This is a genomic window from Streptomyces sp. KL2 (genome assembly GCF_046529545.1).
In the GTDB taxonomy this organism is placed as follows: domain Bacteria; phylum Actinomycetota; class Actinomycetes; order Streptomycetales; family Streptomycetaceae; genus Streptomyces; species Streptomyces radiopugnans.
The window spans coordinates 3,122,063-3,143,180 of record NZ_CP127170.1; the positions used below are offsets into that span (position 1 = coordinate 3,122,063).

16 protein-coding genes and 1 riboswitch are annotated in these 21,118 nt (G+C 68.4%); of the genes, 9 read left to right on the top strand and 7 right to left on the bottom strand.

Annotation, left to right across the window (positions count from 1 at the left end):
- The first annotated feature begins 24 nt into the window (after window positions 1–24).
- A riboswitch (cyclic di-AMP (ydaO/yuaA leader) is annotated at window positions 25–203 on the top strand.
- An 11-nt stretch (window positions 204–214) separates the two neighbouring features.
- Window positions 215–1,270 carry a M23 family metallopeptidase gene (locus QPK52_RS14175; RefSeq protein ID WP_410537845.1) on the top strand — a complete coding sequence of 352 codons (1,056 nt, stop codon included), beginning with the start codon at window positions 215–217 and terminating at the stop codon, window positions 1,268–1,270.
- A 157-nt stretch (window positions 1,271–1,427) separates the two neighbouring features.
- Here the strand turns inward: QPK52_RS14175 and QPK52_RS14180 are convergent, their stop codons facing one another.
- Together QPK52_RS14180 and QPK52_RS14185 are read right to left on the bottom strand one after the other, a co-directional pair.
- Window positions 1,428–2,189, bottom strand: a complete 762-nt coding sequence (locus QPK52_RS14180) for an antibiotic biosynthesis monooxygenase (protein WP_410537846.1) — start codon at window positions 2,187–2,189, stop codon at window positions 1,428–1,430.
- 80 nt (window positions 2,190–2,269) lie between these two features.
- A complete protein-coding gene (locus QPK52_RS14185; protein WP_410537847.1) occupies window positions 2,270–3,241 on the bottom strand; it encodes a helix-turn-helix transcriptional regulator in 972 nt (323 codons plus the stop codon).
- 63 nt (window positions 3,242–3,304) lie between these two features.
- Here QPK52_RS14185 and QPK52_RS14190 point away from each other — a divergent pair, with 63 nt between their 5' ends.
- Together QPK52_RS14190 and QPK52_RS14195 are read left to right on the top strand one after the other, a co-directional pair.
- Window positions 3,305–4,555: an epoxide hydrolase family protein gene (locus QPK52_RS14190; RefSeq protein ID WP_410537848.1), complete on the top strand. Its 1,251-nt coding sequence runs from the start codon at window positions 3,305–3,307 to the stop codon at window positions 4,553–4,555.
- Between the two features lie 65 nt (window positions 4,556–4,620).
- Window positions 4,621–5,322, top strand: a complete 702-nt coding sequence (locus tag QPK52_RS14195) for a hypothetical protein (protein WP_410537849.1) — start codon at window positions 4,621–4,623, stop codon at window positions 5,320–5,322.
- 40 nt (window positions 5,323–5,362) lie between these two features.
- Here QPK52_RS14195 and QPK52_RS14200 read toward each other — a convergent pair whose 3' ends face one another.
- Window positions 5,363–5,851 (bottom strand): glutathione peroxidase, encoded by a 489-nt coding sequence (locus QPK52_RS14200; protein ID WP_410537850.1) that lies wholly within the window; start codon window positions 5,849–5,851, stop codon window positions 5,363–5,365.
- A gap of 9 nt (window positions 5,852–5,860) precedes the next feature.
- Complete coding sequence (locus QPK52_RS14205; RefSeq protein WP_410540329.1) at window positions 5,861–6,007, bottom strand: DUF397 domain-containing protein; 147 nt, start codon at window positions 6,005–6,007, stop codon at window positions 5,861–5,863.
- Between the two features lie 277 nt (window positions 6,008–6,284).
- On the opposite strand from QPK52_RS14205, the gene QPK52_RS14210 reads away from it, so the two are divergent.
- From QPK52_RS14210 to QPK52_RS14220, 3 genes are all read left to right on the top strand, one after another.
- Window positions 6,285–6,731 (top strand): very short patch repair endonuclease, encoded by a 447-nt coding sequence (locus QPK52_RS14210; RefSeq protein WP_410537851.1) that lies wholly within the window; start codon window positions 6,285–6,287, stop codon window positions 6,729–6,731.
- Window positions 6,732–6,809: 78 nt separating this feature from the next.
- Complete coding sequence (locus QPK52_RS14215; RefSeq protein WP_410537852.1) at window positions 6,810–7,805, top strand: DNA cytosine methyltransferase; 996 nt, start codon at window positions 6,810–6,812, stop codon at window positions 7,803–7,805.
- A gap of 155 nt (window positions 7,806–7,960) precedes the next feature.
- On the top strand, window positions 7,961–9,088 hold the full coding sequence (locus QPK52_RS14220) for a DNA cytosine methyltransferase (RefSeq protein WP_410537853.1): 1,128 nt from the start codon (window positions 7,961–7,963) through the stop codon (window positions 9,086–9,088).
- A 53-nt stretch (window positions 9,089–9,141) separates the two neighbouring features.
- On the opposite strand, the gene QPK52_RS14225 is transcribed toward QPK52_RS14220, so the two are convergent.
- From QPK52_RS14225 to QPK52_RS14235, 3 genes are read right to left on the bottom strand one after another with little or no spacing between them, the layout of a single operon-like run.
- Window positions 9,142–10,038 carry a DUF6339 family protein gene (locus tag QPK52_RS14225; RefSeq protein ID WP_410537854.1) on the bottom strand — a complete coding sequence of 299 codons (897 nt, stop codon included), beginning with the start codon at window positions 10,036–10,038 and terminating at the stop codon, window positions 9,142–9,144.
- Window positions 10,038–11,009: a hypothetical protein gene (locus QPK52_RS14230; RefSeq protein ID WP_410537855.1), complete on the bottom strand. Its 972-nt coding sequence runs from the start codon at window positions 11,007–11,009 to the stop codon at window positions 10,038–10,040. Before QPK52_RS14230 ends, QPK52_RS14225 begins: the two co-directional genes overlap by 1 nt.
- A complete protein-coding gene (locus QPK52_RS14235; RefSeq protein ID WP_410537856.1) occupies window positions 11,006–13,096 on the bottom strand; it encodes a helix-turn-helix domain-containing protein in 2,091 nt (696 codons plus the stop codon). Before QPK52_RS14235 ends, QPK52_RS14230 begins: the two co-directional genes overlap by 4 nt.
- Window positions 13,097–13,735: 639 nt before the next feature.
- Here QPK52_RS14235 and QPK52_RS14240 point away from each other — a divergent pair.
- The 3 genes from QPK52_RS14240 to QPK52_RS14250 all read left to right on the top strand — a co-directional run bounded on the left by QPK52_RS14240 (window position 13,736) and on the right by QPK52_RS14250 (window position 21,111).
- Window positions 13,736–14,020 carry a helix-turn-helix domain-containing protein gene (locus QPK52_RS14240; protein ID WP_410537857.1) on the top strand — a complete coding sequence of 95 codons (285 nt, stop codon included), beginning with the start codon at window positions 13,736–13,738 and terminating at the stop codon, window positions 14,018–14,020.
- 477 nt (window positions 14,021–14,497) lie between these two features.
- Window positions 14,498–19,195, top strand: coding sequence for a DEAD/DEAH box helicase (locus QPK52_RS14245; RefSeq protein WP_410537858.1), 4,698 nt, complete (start codon window positions 14,498–14,500; stop codon window positions 19,193–19,195).
- Entirely contained in the window at window positions 19,192–21,111 is a 1,920-nt protein-coding gene (locus QPK52_RS14250; RefSeq protein ID WP_410537859.1) for a UvrD-helicase domain-containing protein, read from the top strand. Before QPK52_RS14245 ends, QPK52_RS14250 begins: the two co-directional genes overlap by 4 nt.
- Window positions 21,112–21,118 lie beyond the last annotated feature (7 nt).

Sequence of the window (21,118 nt, forward strand, 5' to 3'; positions counted from 1 at the left end):
CACTGTCGCCGAAGAGGGCGGCACCGTGCGCCGTCGCCGAATCCCGTACGCGCGGCCCCGCCAACAGCGAGGACGCGCGCAGGGAACCGGGGAACCACCAATTGGGGTGAATCGGGGCCATGCGGCATGCCCGTATGGATCCGTAGGAGACCTTCCTGCTCCGAACCCGTCAGCTAACCCGGTAGGCGAGAAGGAAGGAAAGGAGAGCGCCCCAGTGGCGTCCAGCAGCCCGGCCCCCGAGGTCTCGTACGACCCGCACACCGCCGCTTTCACCCCTTTCGGCCCGGAAAGCGACGGCGACCGGCCGGTGTGGAACCCGACCGAGGAATCCGTCCGTCCGGTCCGCGGCCGGCACCGCGTCGCCAAGCAGCGCAACGGCATGGCCCGCAGCGGAGCGGTCCTCGGCGTCGGCGTGATCGCCGCCGTCGGCGCGGGCGGCATAGCCACCGCCAAGGACAAGTCCCCGGTCGCCATCTCCCTGCCGGACGTGGACCTCGGCGCCGTGGCCGAGGGCCTCCCCGTCGTCGGCGGCATGGTCTCCGGCGGCGACGACAACGGCCCCGCCCCGCAGGGGGAGGCCACCAGCCCCTTCGGCGGCACCGTCACCCAGGCCGGCCTGGACACCTCCGACGCCACCACGACCGTCGTGACGGCGGACGCCGGCGAGGCGCTGCGGGCGCGCATCCTCCAGCAGGCCGACCAGCAGCAGACCGGCGCCGCCCAGGCCGCGCTCGAGAAGGCCGCCGCCCAGGCGGCGGACGAGGCGGCCGACGAGGCCGCGGAACAGGCCGCCGCGGAGGAGGCCGAGCGCAAGCGCAAGGCCGCCGAGGAGGCGGCGCGCAAGGCCGAGGCCGAGCGCCTGGCCAAGCTCGCGGCCAGCTACACCCTCCCCCTCGCCTCGTACCAGCTCACCTCCACCTACGGCCAGTCCGGCTCGATGTGGGCCAACAACCACACCGGCCTGGACTTCGCGGCCCCCACCGGCACCCCGGTCAAGGCGGTGCACAGCGGCGAGATCGTCGAGGCGGGCTGGGCGGGCTCCTACGGCTACCGCATCATCCTCAAGCTCGACGACGGCACGGAGATCTGGTACTGCCACCTGTCCTCCATGACCGTCACCACCGGCAAGGTGACCACCGGCGACGTCATCGGCCGCGTCGGCTCCACCGGCAACTCCACCGGAGCGCACCTCCACCTGGAGGTCCGTCCCGGCGGCGGCGACCCGATCGACCCGCTGACCTGGCTGCGGAGCAAGGGCCAGTCCATCTGACGGCGGTCCGGCCGACGGCCCGCGGGCCCCGCCCGCGCTCTCGCACGCCGGCTCCCACACCCCGGCGGCCCTGGTGGCTCATCCCCCCCCGACACCAGGGCTGCCGGCCTTCCCCGCCCGCACGCGCCCACCGCGCCTGCGGCGCCCGCCACGCCTGTCACGCCTGCCGTGCCGCCGCAGCCCGCTCCGCCGGCTCCCCGGGGCGCTCGGTGGAGAACAGCAGCCGGTAGCGCGCCACGTCGTTGCTCACCATCCCGGGGAAGTTCCGCACCCGGTCCCACAGCGGGGACGGCGAGCCGATGCCCCTGCCCGGCGCCTCCAGCGCGTCGATGTGCGCCTGCTCGCTCTCCCACTCCGCATAGTTGACCACGCGCGTGCCGTCCGTGCTCAGATGGAAGTGGGCCGAGATGCCGCCGGGCGGCAGGCCCCCGCCGGCGCCGTCGTCCTCGATCGCCGCGGCCACGGTGTCCACCCATGCCCGCTGCCGCGCCTCGTCCGGCCCCTCGAACCCGACCTCCACGACCACCACGCACCCCGGCTCGGGCCGCTTTCCGTCCCGCCCCCGTCCGTCCCGCTCCTGCGGCAGGCTGCGGTAGCGCCGGGTGCGCGTCAGCCGCAGCCGCTCGATCCCCGGCACCGCGTCGTCGATCTCGTCGTTGCGCTCCTGCCGGTGGGTGCGCACGAACTCCTCGTACGCCTCCTCGCCCGTCCACTGGGAGTAGTGCAGCAGCGTCCGGCCGTCGGCCCCCGCGTAGACGCTGTACGACAGCATGCCCGGCGTCGGCCACTCCCGCTTCCCCCAGGTGGCTGCGATGGCGTCCGCGGCGGCCCGCTGCCGCTCGGGCGTGCCGACGTCCCAGACGCTGATGAGGACGGTTCGGGCCTCGGGGCGGGTGGGGTCGGGATATACGGGTGTCATGGACATGGGTGCCTCCTCGTCGGTCACAGGGCGTGCCCTCGTGTCACGTAACCACCCTCACAGTTGAAGTCGCCTTCAAGTCAAGGCGTATGGGGATCGTCCGCGGCGGCCCGGTAGCGGTCGGCGAGGGTGCGCAGCAGGTCGCGCAGCTCGGGCGGGTCGAGCACGGTGAACGGCAGGTCCAGGGTGCCCAGGAACGCGGCGAGGTTGTGGAGGGAGTCGCCCCCGGTCTCCAGCACGCACCCGCCCCCGCCGTCGTCGGTCAGCAGCCCGGCCGTCGGCACGATCCGCTCGCCCGCCTCCGCCGGGGACGCGTGCAGCCGTACGCGGGCCTGGTGCCGCCACGCCGCCGAGCCCGTCCCGCGCAGCACATGCTCGACGGCGCCGCCGCCCGGCGGCTCCCGGGGCGTGAAGCGGGGACCGTTCGGGGTGCGGAGGCGGACGCGGTCGGCGCGGAAACTGCGCCAGTCGCCGCGGCCGTCGTCCCAGGCCAGCAGATACCAGCGGCGCCCGGTGTGGACCAGGCGGTGCGGCTCGACGGTGCGCACGCTCTGCGTTCCGTCGTGGGCGAGGTAGTCGAAGCGCAGCCGCTCCCGGTCGCGTACGGCGGCGGCGATCGCGGTCAGCACCCCGGGGTCCACGGTCGGCCCGTGCCGGCCGCCCACCGAGACCGTGGCGGCGCGCAGCGCGTCGAGCCGGTGGCGCAGCCGGGAGGGCAGGAGCTGCCGCAGCTTGGTGAGGGCGCGCAGCGAGGCCTCCTCGATGCCGGTCACCGAGCCGGCCGCGGCGGCGTGCAGACCGACGGCCACGGCGACGGCCTCCTCGTCGTCCAGCAGCAGCGGCGGCAGCGCCGCACCGGCGCCGAGCCGGTAGCCGCCGGCCGTACCGGTGGTGGAGTGGATCCGGTAGCCGAGGGCGCGCAGCCGGCCGATGTCGTTGCGGACGGTCCGGGGCGTCACCGAGAGCCGTTCGGCCAGCTCGGCGCCGGACCAGTCGGGACGGGACTGGAGCAGCGAGAGCAGGCGGAGCAGCCGTGCGGAGGTCTCCAGCATTCCCTCATTCTGCCGTCCACTTGAGGAAAGAAGTGTTCCTCAAGCCTTCCTAACGTCGTCCCCATGAAGCAGCAGACCACCGAGAACCCCGCAAGCGCCGGGAGCACCGCACCCGCCGGGGCGACCGTGCCCGGCGCCCCCGCCGCCGTCCACCCGTTCCGCATCGAGGTCCCCGACGCCGAGCTGGCGGACCTGAGGGAGCGACTGGCCCGTACGCGCTGGCCCGCCGAGTCGCCCGAGCCCGGCTGGGGCAGGGGAGTGCCCCTGGCGTACCTGAGGGAACTGGCCGAGTACTGGCGCACCGCCTACGACTGGCGCGCACAGGAGGCCCGGCTGAACGCCGTCCCGCAGTTCACCACCACCGTCGACGGGCAGACCCTCCACTTCCTCCACCGGCGCTCGCCCGAACCGGGCGCCCTGCCGCTGCTGCTGTGCCACGGCTGGCCCGGATCGCCGGTGGACTTCCTCCTGGTCGCCGACGCCCTGGCCGACCCCCGTGCCCACGGCGGCGACCCGGCGGACGCCTTCCACGTGATCGCCCCGTCCACCCCCGGCTTCGGCTTCTCCACCCCCGTCGCCGGGCCGGGCTGGGGCGTGATGCGCACGGCCGCCGCCTTCGCCGAGCTGATGCGGCGCCTCGGCCACGACCGCTACGGCGTCCACGGCTTCGATGTCGGCGGCGGCATCGCGGGCACCCTGCGGCGGACGGTTCCCGGGCACGTCGCCGGCCTGCACCTCGCCATGGCGGGCACGGACGACATGGTGCCGGTGCTCTCGGCGGCGGGGACGGTGGGCGTGCGGCCCGGACCCGCCTTCGCGGAGGACGGGATGGGCTCGTACCGGATCCAGTCCACCCGCCCGCAGACCCTGGGCTACGGCCTCACCGACTCGCCGGTCGCCCAACTGGCCTGGATCACGGAGAAGTTCCACGAGTGGACCGACCCGGCCGCCGAACTTCCCGAGGACGCCGTCGACCGCGACCTGCTCCTGACGAAGGTGACGCTGTACTGGCTCGGCCGCCTGGGCGCCTCCACGGCCCACTTCACCTACGAGACGCGCCGCGAGCTGGAGCACCTCGCCCGGAACCGCCCGGCGGGCGGGCCGGGCACCGGTGTCCCCGCCGACGTCCCCGCCGACGTACCCATCGGCGTCGCGGAGTTCGCCTCCTCGGGCACCGGCCTCCGCCCCCTGGCCGACCCCGACGGCGCCGCCGCCCACTGGAGCCGCTTCGCCGGGGGCGGCCACTTCCCCGCCCTGGAGCGGCCCGGCCTCCTCACCGGCGATCTGCGCGCCTTTTTCCGCCCGCTGCGCTGACGTTCGAACGGGTGGCTAGCCTCGACCCCGACGGACGCGGCGGGGATGCGGGGGCGGGATCGGCGATGGGTGCGAGGACGGACGGCACGGCCGAGGCGACGGAGGCGGGCTCCTCCCCGCGTTTCACCAGGGCGGTCTGGTGGTTCGTGTTCCACACGGCGTGCGCCACCGCCGCTGTGGCCCTGGCCTACCTCGCCCCGGCAGCGCCGCTGAACCGGTGGCTGCGGGGCCCGGCGACCCTGACCGCCTGCCTCCTGATCCCGCTGGCGGCCCTGCTGGTGCCCGTGCTCGAACCGCGCTCCGTCCCGTGGAACCGGCGCAAGGCCGCCTGGCAGCTCGCCTTCCCCGTCCTCACCGGCGCCGTGCTGGGCGTCACCGCCGGGCAGGCCGGGCACGACGACGGGCTGCGGGAGCGGGGGCGGTGGACGCAGGCCGTGGTCGTGGAGAAGAGGAACGGGAAGACCGACCGGTGCGTCCTGCGCGACCTCTCCGGCCGGGAGATCTCCCCCTACCTGACACAGGGCGACGGCTGCGAAAGGCATGTGGCGGAGGGCGACGTCCTGCGCGTGCGCCACGACCCCGAGGGCGCGGCCGATCCCACCACGGACGAGGACGCCCCGTCGTACGACGGCGTCCTGGTGGGGGCCGCGCTGGTGCACGTGCTGATGGGCACTTGGGGCAGCGCGCGCATGCCGCGCCTGAACCCGGCGGAACCGGCGAACCCGGGGACCGGCGGCCGGTCCGCCCGCACCGGCCGCCGGCCGTGAACGGCCGACCGTTCACGGCCGGACTCGAACGGTCACCGGATCAGGCCGGCAGCCGCTCCTCGATCGCGGCGACGACCTCCGGCGCCTCCGGCTCGGTGCGCGGGCGGAACCGGGCGGCGGGGGTGCCGTCAGCCGCGATGAGGAACTTCTCGAAGTTCCACTGCACGTCCCCGGCCTGCCCCCCGGCGTCGGCCAGCTTCGTCAGCTCGGCGTAGAGCGGGTGCCTGCCGTCCCCGTTGACGTCGGTCTTCTCCAGCATCGGGAAGGTGACGCCGTAGGTGGCCGAGCAGAACGTCCCGATCTCCTCGGCGGTGCCGGGCTCCTGGCCCATGAACTGGTTGCACGGCACGCCGACCACGGTGAACCCGCGGTCGGCGTACTTCTTCTGCAGCCGCTCCAGGCCCTCGTACTGCGGGGTCAGCCCGCACTTGGACGCGACATTGACGACCAGCAGCACCTTGCCCCGGTGCTCGCCGAGGGTGGTGGGCTCGCCGGCCAGGGTGCGCAGGGGGATGTCGTAGAGGCTCATGCGCCCTGTCTAGCAGAGTTCGCGCCCGCGCCCGCCGTGAGCCTTGACACCCTCCAGGAACGTTTCCCACGCCCCCGCCGGAAACCTCAGCACGGGCCCGTCCGCCCCCTTGCCGTCCCGCACGGCCACGCTCCCCGGCCCGTACGCCGCCTCCAGGCACGTCGAGCACGGTCCACAGGTGCGGAGGCTCGTCGCGGGCGAGAACCGCCCGTCGCCTCACTGGCACCGACCAGTACACGCAGTCTTGCCGTTCTTGGCGGGTCGGCGACCGGCTCATCGCCGACCTTCTCCGCTGGCAGGCGGAGCAGGGGCGGGACCCGGACGACTTCCGCGACCACGCCCGGATGAGCTACGAGGCAGAGGCGGGTGTCGCGCAGTTACCCGAGCCCCGCTCCGGCTGCGGCGACGCCTTGCCCGCCGGCACGATGGCTGTATGCCTGCTCCTTCCTCTCCGAGTGTCTCGGCCCGGATGAGCCGCCAAGCCAACCGCGACACGAGCCCGGAGGTAGCGGTTCGCCGCCTGCTGTACGCCGCCGGATATCGCTACCGGCTGCACCGGAAGGTTCCGGGTATGCCACGCCGGACCATCGACATCGCTTTCCCCGGTACCAAGGTGGCGGTCTTCCTGGACGGCTGTTTCTGGCACGGGTGTCCCGAGCACGCCACCCAACCCAAGGCGAACAAGGAGTGGTGGCGTCAGAAGCTCGATCGGAACATCAGCCGCGACCTGGAGACAACGGAACGGCTCTCGGAAGAAGGGTGGGTGGTGCTGCGTTTCTGGGAGCACGAGTCCCCTGACGCAGTGGCCGGTCGGGTTGCCCAGGTGGTGACGGAGCGCCGAGTACGTTCCCGAACGATGTCCGGTGTCCGCGATCTTTGACCGATCCCACGCGTGTGCTGCTTCTTCCGGCTACGGTCGTTGCCGGCCGGACAGGAGCGCACACGGGGGGACGTTCACTTGACCTCAGCTCGCCTGACGTCGCTGGAGATCTGCGCGGGAGCCGGGGGGCTGACGATGGGGCTCGACGCCGCCGGATTCGATCCGGTCGCCCTGGTCGAGAAGAACCAGTACGCATGCGACACCCTGAGGACCAACCGCCTCGGTTGGCGAGTCCTGGAGATGGACCTGCGGGACTTCGTCGCACAGGAGCATCCGTACACCTACGACGTCGATCTGCTGGCGGCCGGGCTTCCACGGGTCAAGTCCCCGGCTGCGGTCAGACGCGCCGAGGACCTCTACGAGAGGGAGTTGCTGGAGGCGGCCGTATGGCTGGTCGCCGAGGTACGGCCGCGTGCGGTGTTGATCGAGAACGTTCCCGCCCTGGTGAGCGACGATGCGTTCACCGACATTCGCGAGTTCGTCCGGCTCGAACTGGAGCACCTCGGATACGCGCTGCACTGGCGGACGATCAACGCCCGCGACTTCGGGATCGCTCAGGATCGGAAGATGGGCCTGCTGGTCGCGCTCCAGCCCGAGTCGGCAGGGCGCTTCCGGTGGCCGGAGCCACTGCGCACGCCCCCTCCGACAGTAGGGGCCGTGTTGTGGAAGTCCATGGCGGCACGTGGGTGGCCCGGAGCTGCGGCCTGGGCGGCTCGGGCCGATCGTCCCGCCCCCGCGATCGTCGGCGGCTCGGAGCGCCGAGGTGGTGCCGATCTCGGCCCCACCGGCACCAAGAAGGCATGGGCACGCATGGGGGTCAACGGCGGAGGTATCGGGGACGAGGTCCCCGGCGCCGATTACCAGTGGGATCCGAACGGGGACGTGAGGAACCTGCCGAAGCTCACCGTCGAGCAAGTCGCGCTCCTCCAGGGCTTTCCACCTCACTGGAGGCTGCAGGGTGGCAAGACCGCCCGATACAGGCAGCTCGGGCACGCGACGCCACCTCCGGTGGCCCGTGCCCTGGGAGAGCGAATGGCGACGGCCCTGCGGCCGCACGGAGGAGACCTCTCATGAGCCGATGTACGTGTGGGACCGCTGTGGGGGGTGGCCCTGAGCAGCAGCTATTCTGTCCGACCGACATCGGCAACCCTCTGGCGGGTAATGCGGGGCGACTGTGTCCGAAACGCCCCGATCGTCACTCTCGCCGCCTTCGAAAGCCAGGAGATCACGTGCCAGCCCACCGAATCGTGGATCTGTTCGCAGGGCCGGGAGGGCTGGATGTCGCAGCACGCTGGTTGGGGGTGCCGGTGACGGGAGTCGAGCTGGATCCGAACGCTTGCGCCACCAGAGAAGCAGCCGGGCTGGCCACCAAGCAGGGCGATGTGTGCGATTTTGACCCCTCGCACTTTCCTGATGCCACCGTTCTGGCGGGCGGGCCGCCCTGTCAGACCTACACCGTCGCCGGTAACGGAGACGGGCGTCGAGCTTTTCGCCGAATTCCCGGATTCGATAAGATCATGGCCAGTGGCGGCGTTGAGAATCTCACTGCAGAACTTTCCAGGGTGGCGGCAGACCGGCGAACCTTGCTAGTCCTCGAGCCCTTGCGGTGGGCTTTGGCTGCGCTGGAGAGCGGGCAGCCTTATGAGGCGATCGTGTTGGAACAAGTGCAGACCGTCCTGCCTGTCTGGAAGGCAGTGGGAGCCGTCTTGCGCGAAAAGGGCTACTCTGTTGATTGCGGAATTCTGCGTTCTGAACAGTTCGGTGTGCCGCAAACACGACGCCGTGCTGTCCTGATCGCTCGTCTTGATGGTCCAGCGCGCCTGCCGGAGGCGACTCACCGATGGTATCGAAAGGGTGTCGGTAGAGAGGAAGGGGACCGGAGTCTGCGTCCATGGGTGTCCATGGGGGACGTGCTTGAGCGGCCGAAACCGTTCGAGGTCATCTCCAACTATGGCTCCGGTGGAGATCCCAAGGCTCGTGGTCGCCGTACGCACGATCAGCCGGCCTTCACGGTCACCGGAAAAATCAGCCGTAATCGGGTGATTGCGCCCGGATGTCCTGATTCGCGGTTCTCCCACTCCGAGGCGGGGCAACTGCAAAGTTTCCCATCGGGTTACCAATGGCGCGGCAGCGACATCGCCCAACAGATTGGCAACGCAGTCCCGCCTGTACTCGCAGTCCATATTCTTTCTGCTGCTCTTGGGATGAAGAAGGAGGTTTTGGACGGGGCGCTCAAGAAGGCTGCTCTGCAAGGCGCGACAATAATTTGCTCGGAAGGAACCTCTTCGGAGTCTGCGAGTGAAACCCAGGTTCCTGTCAGAGATCCTATGGCGGAAGTGGCCTACTCGGCTGGCTGATTTGCTTCGTGTGTCGGCTGTTTTCTGTGGATGGCTGAGTGCGCGTCGGTAATCTATTCAAATAGATCTTTTTCGCTCCCTCGGGATTCCTTGCCGCGCACCGGAGCACCCATGAAGAGCTTCTCGAACTGCTCGGCCAGTGTGTTCACCGAGTCGCGCGGGATCTCGCCGTCGTCAGGGCCGTCCGGCAGGGAGTCCCGCGAGACCGGCGGAGCCATGTCCCCCTCGCTGATCCAGTGGCGCAGAGCCTCCGTATCCGGACCGTCGTCCGGGGCCAGTACGTCGTACATCAGCGTGCTGCCGGCGGTGTTGATGGCGGTGGCCAGTGCGTTGACCTCGCGGCCTGTAGTGACGGCGCCCTGCTCGATGAGTCGGGTCACCGCTCGGGCGGTGGGCCGATGGTCGATGACGTCGAGTCGCAGCACCGTGTTGAGAACATCCTGGTTGCGACATGCGGTGACGACAGGCCGGTAGTCCTCGCCGTCCCGGAACAGCTCGGCCGCCCACCACAGACGCGCGAACGACTGCTTGTAGTGCGGACCGCAGAAGCGGTCGGCCGTGACCGCCGCTTTTCTGTCGCCTCTGCTCCGCGGAAGGTGACGCCAGACCACGTAATCGGGAGCGACCACCAGTGCGACGAAGTTCCACAGGGCGGTTTCCGCGGCCTCCGCACGTGTCAGCCGGAGTGTGGCGTGCAGTCGCGGAGCGAGCCAGGCGTCGGCATGGGTGCGGTCATCTGCGTGCAGGCGCATCGCATCCTCGAGAAGTTCCCGCAGGGAGCGGGTGCTCCACCGTGAGCCGGGCTTGTCGACGGGCTCGGAAGCACGGGACAGAGCCACCAGAGGTGGGTCCTCCTGGCCGGTGAGCACACCTCGGGTGAGATTCTTGGTCGCCAGGGCATCGCGGAGAAGACCAAGGCGCTCGGGAAGGTCGTCGATGTCACGGGTCATCAGGAAGTCCCCTCGTCGGATCGGTCGAGTACACGAATGGCGGTGCCCAGGTTCCTGGCGACTCTCGCCCTACGGGAAGCCGCGTACTGGATGCGGGACTGAAGCTCGCTCCATCCGACGCTTTCCGCGCGCCGCGAGTGGATCTCCCACAGGGCGTCAGCCGCGGACACATCGGGCAATACATCGGGCAGCATGGTGCGCAGCACCGAGTCCCGCCAACCGGAGGGCCACTGGGGTGTGCCGTCCTCGTCCGTCTCCAGATCGCTCACCGCAGCATGGAACATCGCTGTCCAGGTATCGGTGGCGATCTGCGCGGCGAGCACATCGCGTACGGCCCTCTCCAACGAACTGCCTTTGGAGTCGAGGAGTTCGACGACGCCCTCGAATCCGGTGTTGAGGTGCACGGTGGGCATCTCGCCTGAGGTCTCCACCAGCCAGGGCGCGTCCTTGAACGGGCGGAGCCAGTCCTCCTCGCCATCGCGGAAATCGGTCTCGTTGAACCTGATCTCCCGCTGGCGCACGGGAGTACGAGCAACCAGGTCGACGATCCAGTCGCCCTCGGAACTCCCGATGACACGGCCGGCCACGCCATCCACTGTGGCGACAACGTTCACCGACAACTCCGCCCTGTTGCGGTAGGAGTCGCGGACCAGTGTGATGCTGCCGACCCAACTACCGCCGGACGAACGACGCAGGTGCCTCACGGTACGGGCATTGGTGGCGCCTTCGGTGAGGACGGCGACGCAGGTGGCGTCCTCCCACCGGCTCGAGCCCAGCTCGGTGTCCGGGAGTTCGGCCCGCAGTTCCAGACGGGCCTCGTCCCAGGCTCGTCGCTCGGCCTGATGGACGGCGACTACCCGCTCCTGCTGAGAGATCATCTCCAGCGGCAGTTCCCGCCCGTCCAGCTTGGCAGCTGTGACCTTGAACGTCACCTCGCCGACGAGAGTCGCGTACGGCACCAGGGCCTTCATGCCGTCTCCCCCCTTGCCTTCTGAAGATCGATGATCAGGCGTGCCATGCCGGCGGCCACGGGGTGGCTCCCGATGTCGGTGACGCCGCTGAACGAGGCGGTGCGTACGCCGGGCTCGAAGCGAAGGTGTCCGTTCTCCACGCGGCAGTTCTCTCCGGCGATCAGCTCGGACCACCGCACGGTGGGCTTGCCACCGGAGCGGACGTCGAATTTCGCCACTGGGGTCATCAGCCATGGATCTTCACGCCGGGGCAGTTTCACCTCGACCTGAACCCGCCAGGCACCGGACGCGGTCAGCTCACCGTCGACATTGCGGACCGTCGGATGGCCGTCCGCGCGCCTACTGGGACTACCGCCTCCGTCGAGCCTCAGCAGTTCGCGCAGTACGGCCGGGCCGCCTCGGGACTTCTCCTCCCGTCGGGCCACCAACTGCCTGACAGCAATGTTCATATCGCGACGGAAGTCGAGGATTCGTTGGCGTGCCCCACGCGCGTATCGGGAGGCCAGCTCTTCCGTTTTGGTCCAGTCGTTGTGCTCAGGAGGCTCGGAGGCACGCAGGAAAGCCTCCGCAAGGTCGGCGCCGTCCGTGACGCTGCCCGTGGCACGGCCTGCGAGCAGGACGGCCTGAAAGGGGTTGGTCCCCAGCGGCAGATCCGGAACACGGCGGGCGCTGATGGTCATGCGGCTGCCGCGCATGCACACCAGATGATTGGGCTTGCCGTCCTTGTCGTCGGCGGGGGTCACCAGCAGCACAGCGCGGTGTGTTGTCGCGGCGCCTTTCTCTCCCCGCAGGGGTGGCACGGTGAGTGGCACGTGGGTGAGGGCGACCTGGTCGAGGCCGGCGAGTCGGTCGACAGTCCTGCCGTCCAGGTACGCCTTCAGAGCACGTGAGCGTGCGGGTTCGTAGGTGTGAGGGTCGACCCGTTCTTCCTTGATCAACACCTGTCCGTTGCGAAGGGTGGTGACCGAGGCATCCAGGAGGGCGGCGGAGGAGTCGCCGTGGGTCATGGCCGCCCAGAAGTTCTCGGCCAGTGAGCGGACGAGCTTCTCGTGCATTTCCTGGACGGTCTCCGCGTCGCCGGCCGCGTCGTGCGCACCGACAACGAGGAAGGACGTACCCGGATCGGAACCGGCCCGGGTGAGGTGCAGCCGGTCGACGGTTGCCTCGTCCGCCCACCAGGAGCGGGCCACACCCTCGTACTCGGGTTCGGTGTCCTCCTCGCCCAGCCAGGCCGGACCCGCGAACGGTTCGCCGTTCACCTCGCGCCAGGGCAGGTCCAGCCGGCCGATCACCCGTCGCTCGGTGCGGCCTTCATGGGGCTCGGAGAGAGTGCTGTTGACCAGGACGAGACCGAGTCTGCTCGTCGCCCACAACGTGACCTTGCCCAGGCCGTAGGAACCGCTCGCATGTCTCTTGGTCTTGTGGCTGTCCAGTTGGCGCCGCACCACGGCGGCGAACCTTCCGTCCGCGTACTCGGGCCCTGTGAGGCCGGACGCGTTGTAGTCGTCGACCCGCAACAGAAGAAGGGTGTCCGTCTCGCGAAGCTCCCGCAGTCCCTCCGCGATCGTCCGACCGACCTTCTGCTCCTGGGCGGCTGCCGCCTCGTAGTGAGGCAGCAGTTCTTCCCAGCGCAGGGCCGCCAGGAAGTTCCGCAGGTGCTCTCCACTCAGCTCGTGCAGGACGTACCGGACACGGACGGGGTCGGATTCGAGGTGACGCTCGTCGAGGCTGTTCTGGGTGGCCTCACGGGCGAGCACGGAGACATCGGCGTCGAAGGCGAAGGCTGCGGCGTTCCCGAACTCTCGACCGCCGTCTGCGTGCGCAGGGCGGTGGTACCAGACGACGGGACGTTCGGACGGGGCGTCCGCGGTACGCAGGTGCACGGTCGCCTCGTCCGTGCCGAGGACCTCCGCGATCGCTCGCTTCTTCTCCTCACGTGGTTCGGCTCGACCGGTGATCCAGGCCGACACACCGGCGCGGGTGATGCCGAGTGCCTCGGCCAGCTCGGCCTGAGTCATGCCACGACGCCGTAGCTGGCGCGACAGCCACACGCCGAAGTTCTCGGTCTGCCTGTCCTTCGCTTCCACCGGTCCTCCTTCGCGGGTACCAGCAGCATACAAGGCAAATTTGACGCGTCGACCAAGGAGATAATTTTGTTTGCCAACCCTGTCCTGAGCCTCCTCTATGCGAGGCAGGGGCTGGTGGCTGAAGTAGTGGCAGCGGCGGTGCTGCGCTGGCAGGAGGGCGATGCGGAAGCCTGGGGGAGGTGGGCGGGCAATTCGGGCGAATCGAATCTTTGTGGAAGATGGTCTGCGTTTATGTCCTCTTGCTGCCGTGGCGCACCTTTGGGGCGCTGCGGTTGGATATGTGGTTAGCAGGGTTCATGCAGGCCACCGCAGGCTCTGGAGGATCAAGAGGCTTTTGACGCAAGGGAGTTGAGGAGAAGGCGTGGAGTGGATAGGGTTTCTCTGGCCTCCCGTGGAGGCGGTGGGAGTTTCGGGGAGAAACTTCCCGTGCAAGGGGACAAGTGTGCCTCCAACACCCCTGGGGCGGACACCTGTATTGGCGCGCCAAAACTGTTGCGCTATTCCCTGATGGTCGAGATGGAAGATCGTTGACTTCCGCTTCTGCAGCATCCCGGTATTCCTTGTCAAATGACTTGCCCGGCGTGTGAAGGTCGCGGTAGAACGGTGACGAAAAATCCGAACAGGATCCCCAGGAGATATATGCACAAGGATTACCTCGAAGGCTTCAGGCTCGCGGTTGCGATGTTCGCCTCCAAGGATGTCGCTCCGATTGAGATGATCGCGGCCGCGTGCGGAGTCTCGGAGTCCACGGTCAGGAGTTGGGAGCGGCAGTATCGCCTCGCGCATGAGGGGCGTTCGGTGTCGAGGCATGGTCGGCGTTGTCGGGCAAGGCGGGTGGAGGGAAGGCATCCTGCCCGATACTGCAGGACGTCCCGGTCCCGGAACTGCCGTCACCGGCGCTGCCAGGGCGGCGGGAAGGCGTGACCGGCGGCTAGCTGTTTGAGGGGAGATCCTCGAAGGGGGAGCACTCAAGCGCCGAAGGTGGGCCTGCTCCGGTTCAGGTGGGGCACAGCAGGGCTCGCGAAACTCTTGGTGTCAGGAATCGTCATTCGGGTTCGGGATGTTTTGAGAGCGGGGTTTCACTTCTTCGGCGGGTGGGGCGTCACCTGAGCGCCAGGTGACGCCCCACCCGCCGGGGGCCGGCGGCTGCAAACGGAGCCGCCGGCCCCGAAACCAATCAACTCTCTGCCCCGGCGTCGCGGGTGTGCGGAAGTCAGGAGCACGCGACTTTCCGAGACCTGGAGTTCGGGGCGCGGTTGCTCCGTGGTCAAGGCGTCGACAACATAAAGATCAGATCAATATTTACCTGACATCGGGTCAGGAAGGGCCCATAAGGATAAATTTGGGGGTCCCCCACGCTGCCCTCGCTCGTTCACCATCGCATCAGGAGCCAGCAGCACGATGAGCAGTGCCATGTCCGACGCCACGGACGTCATCGAGACTGTCCTTGCCCAGTCCCGTCGCATTCTCGAGGTGTACCGAGCCGATCCCGGCCACGTGCAGGAGCATGCGAACAACGAACGCCGCATCACTCAGGGTGGGTACGGGGAGCGGCAGATCTATGAGTTGGTGCAGAACGGGGCCGACGAGAACCAGGAGTACGCCGGCGGAGGACGCATCCACGTCCTGCTCACCGATACACACCTGTACTGCGCCAACACCGGGAACCCGGTGTCACCCGGAGGCGCCGACACCATCCTGCGGATGGCTGTGTCCCGGAAGAGGGGCGGACAGATCGGCCGCTTCGGAGTCGGCGTGAAGTCGGTGCTCAGCGTCACCGACACTCCGCGTTTCTACAGCACCTCGGGTTGCTTCGGTTTCGACAAGGCATGGTCCGCCGCACGTATTCGAGAGGTGGTGCCCCAGCTCTCGGAGAGGGACGAGACTCCGGTGCTGCGTATGGCACAGCCTCTCGACCTGGCCGCCGACCGGGCACAGGATCCTGTTCTCGACGAACTGATGGAGTGGGCGTCCACGACGGTCGTGTTGCCGTTGCACCCCGGGGCAGATCGCCGTCTGGGGAATGACCTGCGCAACTTTCCGGCGCACTTCATGCTGTTCTCCTCCCACGTGGCCTCGGTCGTTCTGGAGGACCGACGAAGCAACAACCGGATGCAGCGCGTGCTGCGGCAGCGGACACACGACACCGAGCACCGGGTCATCGAGGAGAACAACGGCAAGCTGGTACGCAACGAACGGTGGGATGTCTTCCACGTCGACCACCAACCGTCCATCGAGGCTCAGAAGACAGCAGGCGAGTTGCATGAGCGTCCGGTGATTCGGCTCTCCTGGGCCGTTCCCGGCAAGGGGGTTGAGGCACGCAAGAAGAGAGGCAGCTTCTGGGCCTTCTTCCCCACCCACTACGACACCACGCTCACCGGGATCCTCAACGCGCCCTGGAAGACGCCCGAAGACCGACAGAACCTGACCAAGAGCGACTTCAACGCCGAACTCGTCCGAGTGGCCGCCGAACTGATCGTCGCCTCGTTGCCCCGACTGGTGGAGGAAGAGGACCCGGGCTCCTACCTGACCCTGCTCACAGCACGCGGACGCGAGGCGTCCCAGTGGGGTGACGAGCTGCTCAGCAAGGAGGTGCTGCGGGTCGCCGCGCAGGAGCCGTCACTGCCCGATCGACGTGGTGTTCTGCGCAAACCCAGGGACCTCCGTCTCCATCCCGAGGGCCTTCGGGAGGAGTGGCTGAAGCTCTGGGCCGAGCATTCCGGCAGTCCCATCAACTGGTGCCACCATTCCGTGGAGAGCCGGGAACGCCGCTCCCGGGTGCGCGACATCATGGAGATCGCCGGGGTGCGCCCCGCCTCTGTCGTCGAGTGGCTGGAGGCATTGGTCGCGGACCGTACCCCAGTGGCTTCGGCGCTCGCCCTGCGCATCGTCGCCGAGATGGAGGCTGTCGGTTCCGAATGCGCAGCCGAAGCGGTCGGCGCGCGTGTTCTGCTCACCGAGCGCGGTGATCTGGTGGCGCCGGCGCGCGGCAAGATCTACCGCCGCAGCGCGGTCGACGGTGGCGGGCTGCGCGACGACATGGTGTACGTGCACCCGGACGTTGTTGTGGACGATCGGGCGCGACACGCGCTGGAGGCGCTGGGCATCCCGGAGGCGGACGCCGAGGGGCGTCTCAAGGCCGTTCTGGACCTCGGTTTCGGGCGCTATGGCAACGCCGAGTGGGAAGATTTCTGGCAGCTGACACGGCAGGCAGGCGGAGGCCGTGCTGCTGTGGTGATCAAAGCCAAGATCGAGAAGCCCGGCCGGGCCATCAAGGTCCGCACGGCCGACGGCGTGTTCCGACCGATCCGTGACGCCTTCCTCGGCGGCCCGGTGGTGCCGGCCGACGGGACCAGGGACCGTGAGCTGCTCATCGATCCCGCCTTCCACCGTGCCGACATCGCGTTGCTGCGGGATCTGGGTGCCACCGATCGACCCGTCCCCGACTACGACCCGCGCGAAGACGACTGGTTCGAGGAGTACCGCGACAGGATTTACAAGGCGTACCTCCGGAGCTTGCCGAGCGAGGCACGCCGTCCCAACTACAAGACCGTCAAGGTGGACGGTGCCAACCCGGCCGGCCCTCTGCACCTGTTGCCCAGGTTGTCCAGGGAGGGGTGCGCCGCGTTCGTCCAGCATCTGCCCCGCCACGGCTTGGTGCACAACTGGACTCTGCAGGTGGGGACAAACCGCAACACTCAGGAGTCGGTGCGATCCCCGATCGTGTGGATGTTGCGGCAGGAAGGAGTGGTGCCCACCTCGCTCGGTATCCGCAAACCGAGTGAGTGCGTCAGCCCGGAACTCCGGGTGGATCGCAAGTTGCTGCCCGTGGCCGATGTCGACATGGAGACGGCTCGTGCTCTCCGCCTGATCACGGCCTTCGACTCGGTACCGCAGGCTCTGTGGGCGGAACTCATCATCCGCGCTCTCAGGAGCGAGGACGCCAGTTTCGTCGGCAGTGCCTATGCCTTGCTGACCCGTTTTGACGTCGAGGAGGTTCCCTGGCCGGAGGACACCCTCACCCGCTGCCAGGTGGGGGAGGAGTGGACCACCCGTCCCGACGAGGAGATCGCGGTCACCGCAGACCCCGAGCAGTACCGCATTCTTCAGCGGGAGAAGGTACCGGCCATGCTGGTGCCCACTGCCGAGGACGCGGAGCGGATGGTCGACGAGTGGCCGCTGCGGGCTCCGTCCGAACTGCTCCAGGAGGAACTCACCTTCGTCGAGCTGGGTACTCCTGCACAGCTCACCGACCTCTATCCGCGGCTGCGGCAACGGCTTCCGCACGGTGTCGACTGGCAGCTGGTGCACTGCTCCGATCTGGCCAAGGTGGTACGTACACCGGAGGGGCGGAGGGAGGAGCCGCTCACCGAGGCCCGGGAGGGCGACACCGTTCTGCTGTGCGGGCCGGACGGCGAGCTGGACGTGCTGTGCGCTGTGGACCGGGTCCTGGAGCTGCGACTGGGCGAGCCCGGCTGTCGAGCTCTGCTGCAACAGCAGGAGAAGGACAAGGAAGGGGAGCGCTTCCTCAAGGTGCGCCGGGAGCCCGACCCCGCACGCAAGCTGCTGCTGGCGCTGGGCGCCGAAAGGCTCCGGGAGGAACTCCCCCCCGGACTGCTGATCGCGGACGAGGAGCTGAACGGCGAGGCGCCGGACGACCTGCGAATCGCTCAGCTGGTCATCGCCACGCATGGCGAGGAGGTGCTGCGCCAGCTCGCCCCGGCCCTGGTGAAGGCGGGCTTCGACGCACCTCAGAAGAACTGGGCAGGTGGGCATGCTGCCCGGACTTTTGTGAAGACCTATGGGTTCCCGGCCGAGTGGGCCGGAGACCAGGAGACGGGGCAGGCGCCGCCGCCGTTCGAGACCGTGGCAGGCCCGCGCAAGCCGCTGCCACTGCATCCGTACCAGATGCGGCTGGTCGCCAACATGTACCAGCACTTGGTGCGGACGGACGAGAAGCGGGCCATGCTGCAGATTCCCACCGGTGCGGGCAAGACGCGCATCGCGGTGGAGGCGGCCGTCCAGGCGATCGCCGACGGTGTTGTGACGGGGCCGGTCCTGTGGGTCGCACAGAGTGCGGAACTCTGCGAACAGGCCATTGAGACGTGGAAATTCGTCTGGTCCCAGACGGGGCCCGACCAGAGCCTGCGTATCAGTCGAATGTGGGGCGGCATGGCGGCGGAGCCGGCTCCCGGCGGTCCGCAGGTCGTGGTGGCGATCGACGACACTCTCTCCCGCCACATAGCCACCGAGCAGTACGCCTGGCTGCGAGAGGCCTACGTGGTCATCGTCGACGAGGCCCACTTCGCCGTGCCCAAGACCTATACAAGGATCCTGGACGCGCTCGGCATCGATCAGTATCGGACCTCGCGGCACCTCGTCGGGCTCACCGCCACTGCTTTCCGCGGTAGCAGTGAGGAGGAGACCAGGCGGTTGGCGGCCCGGTTCGGACACAAGCGACTGGACCACGGCGTCTTCGAAGGGGACGACCCCTACCCGCACCTCCAGGAACTCGGGGTGCTCTCCCAGGTGGAGCAGCGTGTGCTTCCCGGCGGTAAGTACACCCTCTCTCCGGAGCAGGTCGCACAGGTCACCAACAGCAACAGCATGACGCTGCCCGCCGCCGTGACCGCACGGCTGGCACAGGACGTCAACCGTACGAAGCGCATCATCGAGGAGATCGAACGGCTGCCGCAGCACTGGCCTGTACTGGTCTTCGCCACTTCGGTCGAGCACGCCCATGTGCTGTCCGCGCTGCTCAACGAGAGCGGCATCGCCGCCGCGTCCGTGGACTCCAAGACACCCACCGGTATCCGGAACCGGCGCATCGACGCCTTCCGCAAGGGGAAGATCCAGGTTCTCACCAACTACAACGTGCTCACCCAGGGCTTTGATGCCCCGGCGGTCCGAGCCGTGGTCGTGGCTCGGCCCACCTTCAGCCCGAACACCTACATCCAGATGATCGGACGCGGCCTGCGCGGTCCTCTGAACGGTGGCAAGGAGAGCTGCCTGATTCTCAACGTCAAGGACAACATCGAGAACTTCGGCAGGGATCTCGCCTACACCGAGTTCGAGTACCTGTGGAAGGGGAGCGCATGACCGCCGGCCCATATCTGGACAGTCCTCCGCTGACCGATGAACAGCGTGCGGTCGTGGAGCAGCCCGCGGACGCCATGGTGCTGGTCACCGCCGGGGCGGGGGCCGGAAAAACGCACACGCTGGTGCGCCGCGTCGAGGCCTTGGTGGCCGACGAGGGGTTGACCACTGGCGATGTCCTGGTGCTCACCTTCTCTCGTGCTGCGGTGCGCGAGCTGCGGGAGCGACTGTCGCGGCACGGTGACCGGTCTCGGCATGTCCGGGTGACGACCTTCGACTCATGGGCCCTGGAAATCCTCAACGAGGTCGCGGCCGACATCGACTGGAGGACACGCTCCTTCGACGAGCGGATTCGAGAGGCCACGAAGGTGGTGGCCGACGAAGGACAGGCTCCGGAGTGGCTCGACGAGCTGCGGCACGTCGTGATCGACGAGGTTCAGGATCTGGTCGGTGACCGGCGTGAGCTGATCGAGGTGTTGCTGGAGTCCTACGATTGCGGCTTCACCATCGTCGGCGACCCGGCCCAGGCGATTTACAGCTATCAGGTCACCGACCCGGACGAGCGCCTGATCGAGACCAACCGCTTCTTCGACTGGCTTCGCAGCACCTTCGTGGACGACCTGATCGAACTCTCGCTCACCCGAAACTTCCGGGCGTCCACCGACGAGGCACGCTCGGCGCTGTCCTTCGAGGGCGTGATGCGTGGATGCGCGACTCTCGCCGAGGCGGAGCGGGCCTACGAGGAGCTGCGGCTGGAGCTTGCGGCACGAATGGATTTCGGTGATATTGGTGTGCCCTTCATCAGGGACTCCCTGTGTGTCACCGACACCACCACGGCCGTGCTGTGTCGCACGAACGGAGAGGTGTTGCTGGTCTCCGAGTGGCTGCACGGTGCGGGTGTCCCACACCAGGTGCGTCGCGCGGCTCAGGACCGTGCGGTCCCGGCGTGGCTGGGCGAGCTGATGCATGTCGCTCCGGGAGTTCTGACCTTGACCAAGCAGCGTTTCGACGAACTGCATCCGTCGCTCGTCGGCGCCGGCGGGGAGGCGGAGCGCGAACGTGCGTGGCGCCTGCTGTGCGTCAGCACCCGTGAACGAACGGGACGCTCCGTCGACCTGTCGCGCCTACGTGATGCCATCTCCGTCGGAAGACTGCCGGACGAACTGACCGCCCAGCCTGCGCACCCTTTGGTGATCTCCACCTTTCACCGCGCCAAGGGGCTGGAGTTCGACCGTGTCCTGGTGGTGGACCCCGGGCAGATCAGTGTGGAGGAGGGAGACCTGCCCGTTGACGTGGCCGATCGCGCACGTGCGCTGTACGTGGCCATGACCCGAGCCCGCAGGGAGCTGTACCGGCTGGATCTTCCGCGGGACGTCCTTCCATATCGCGGGGGATTCCGGCTGGTCCGCAAGGACCGCCGGACAGACAGGTGGGCGCGCTTCGGGTATCAACACTGGAGGCGTTCGGGGCTGGAGCTCCTGGGGGGAGACATCCACCCCCACCACCCGGCAGGCAGCTACCAGATCAATGGCGACCCGGTATCGCTGCAGGAACATCTCCGTTCTCGAACCGCTCCGGGTGATCCGGCGGTGCTGGAACGGATCGATGACGCGCCCGAGGACCACGACGAGCGAATCAGCCCCGGCTACGCGTTGCTCCACAAGGGCCGTGCGATCGGCGTGGCTTCGGAGAAGTTCCGCCGTGACCTCTACCGGCACATGCAGCAGTCCAGGACCTACCAACCCCGGAGCTGGCCCCGTCGCGTCATGGACCTGCGCATTGACACAGTGGAGACAGTCGTGGGCGAGCGAGGAGTCTCCGTCCAAGCAGGTCTCGGCGAGCTGGGTGTGTGGCTCACCCCTCGCCCGGCCGGCCTCGGCCGCTTCCAGTACGACCGCGCGGAAACGGAAGAAGATTGAGAACGAC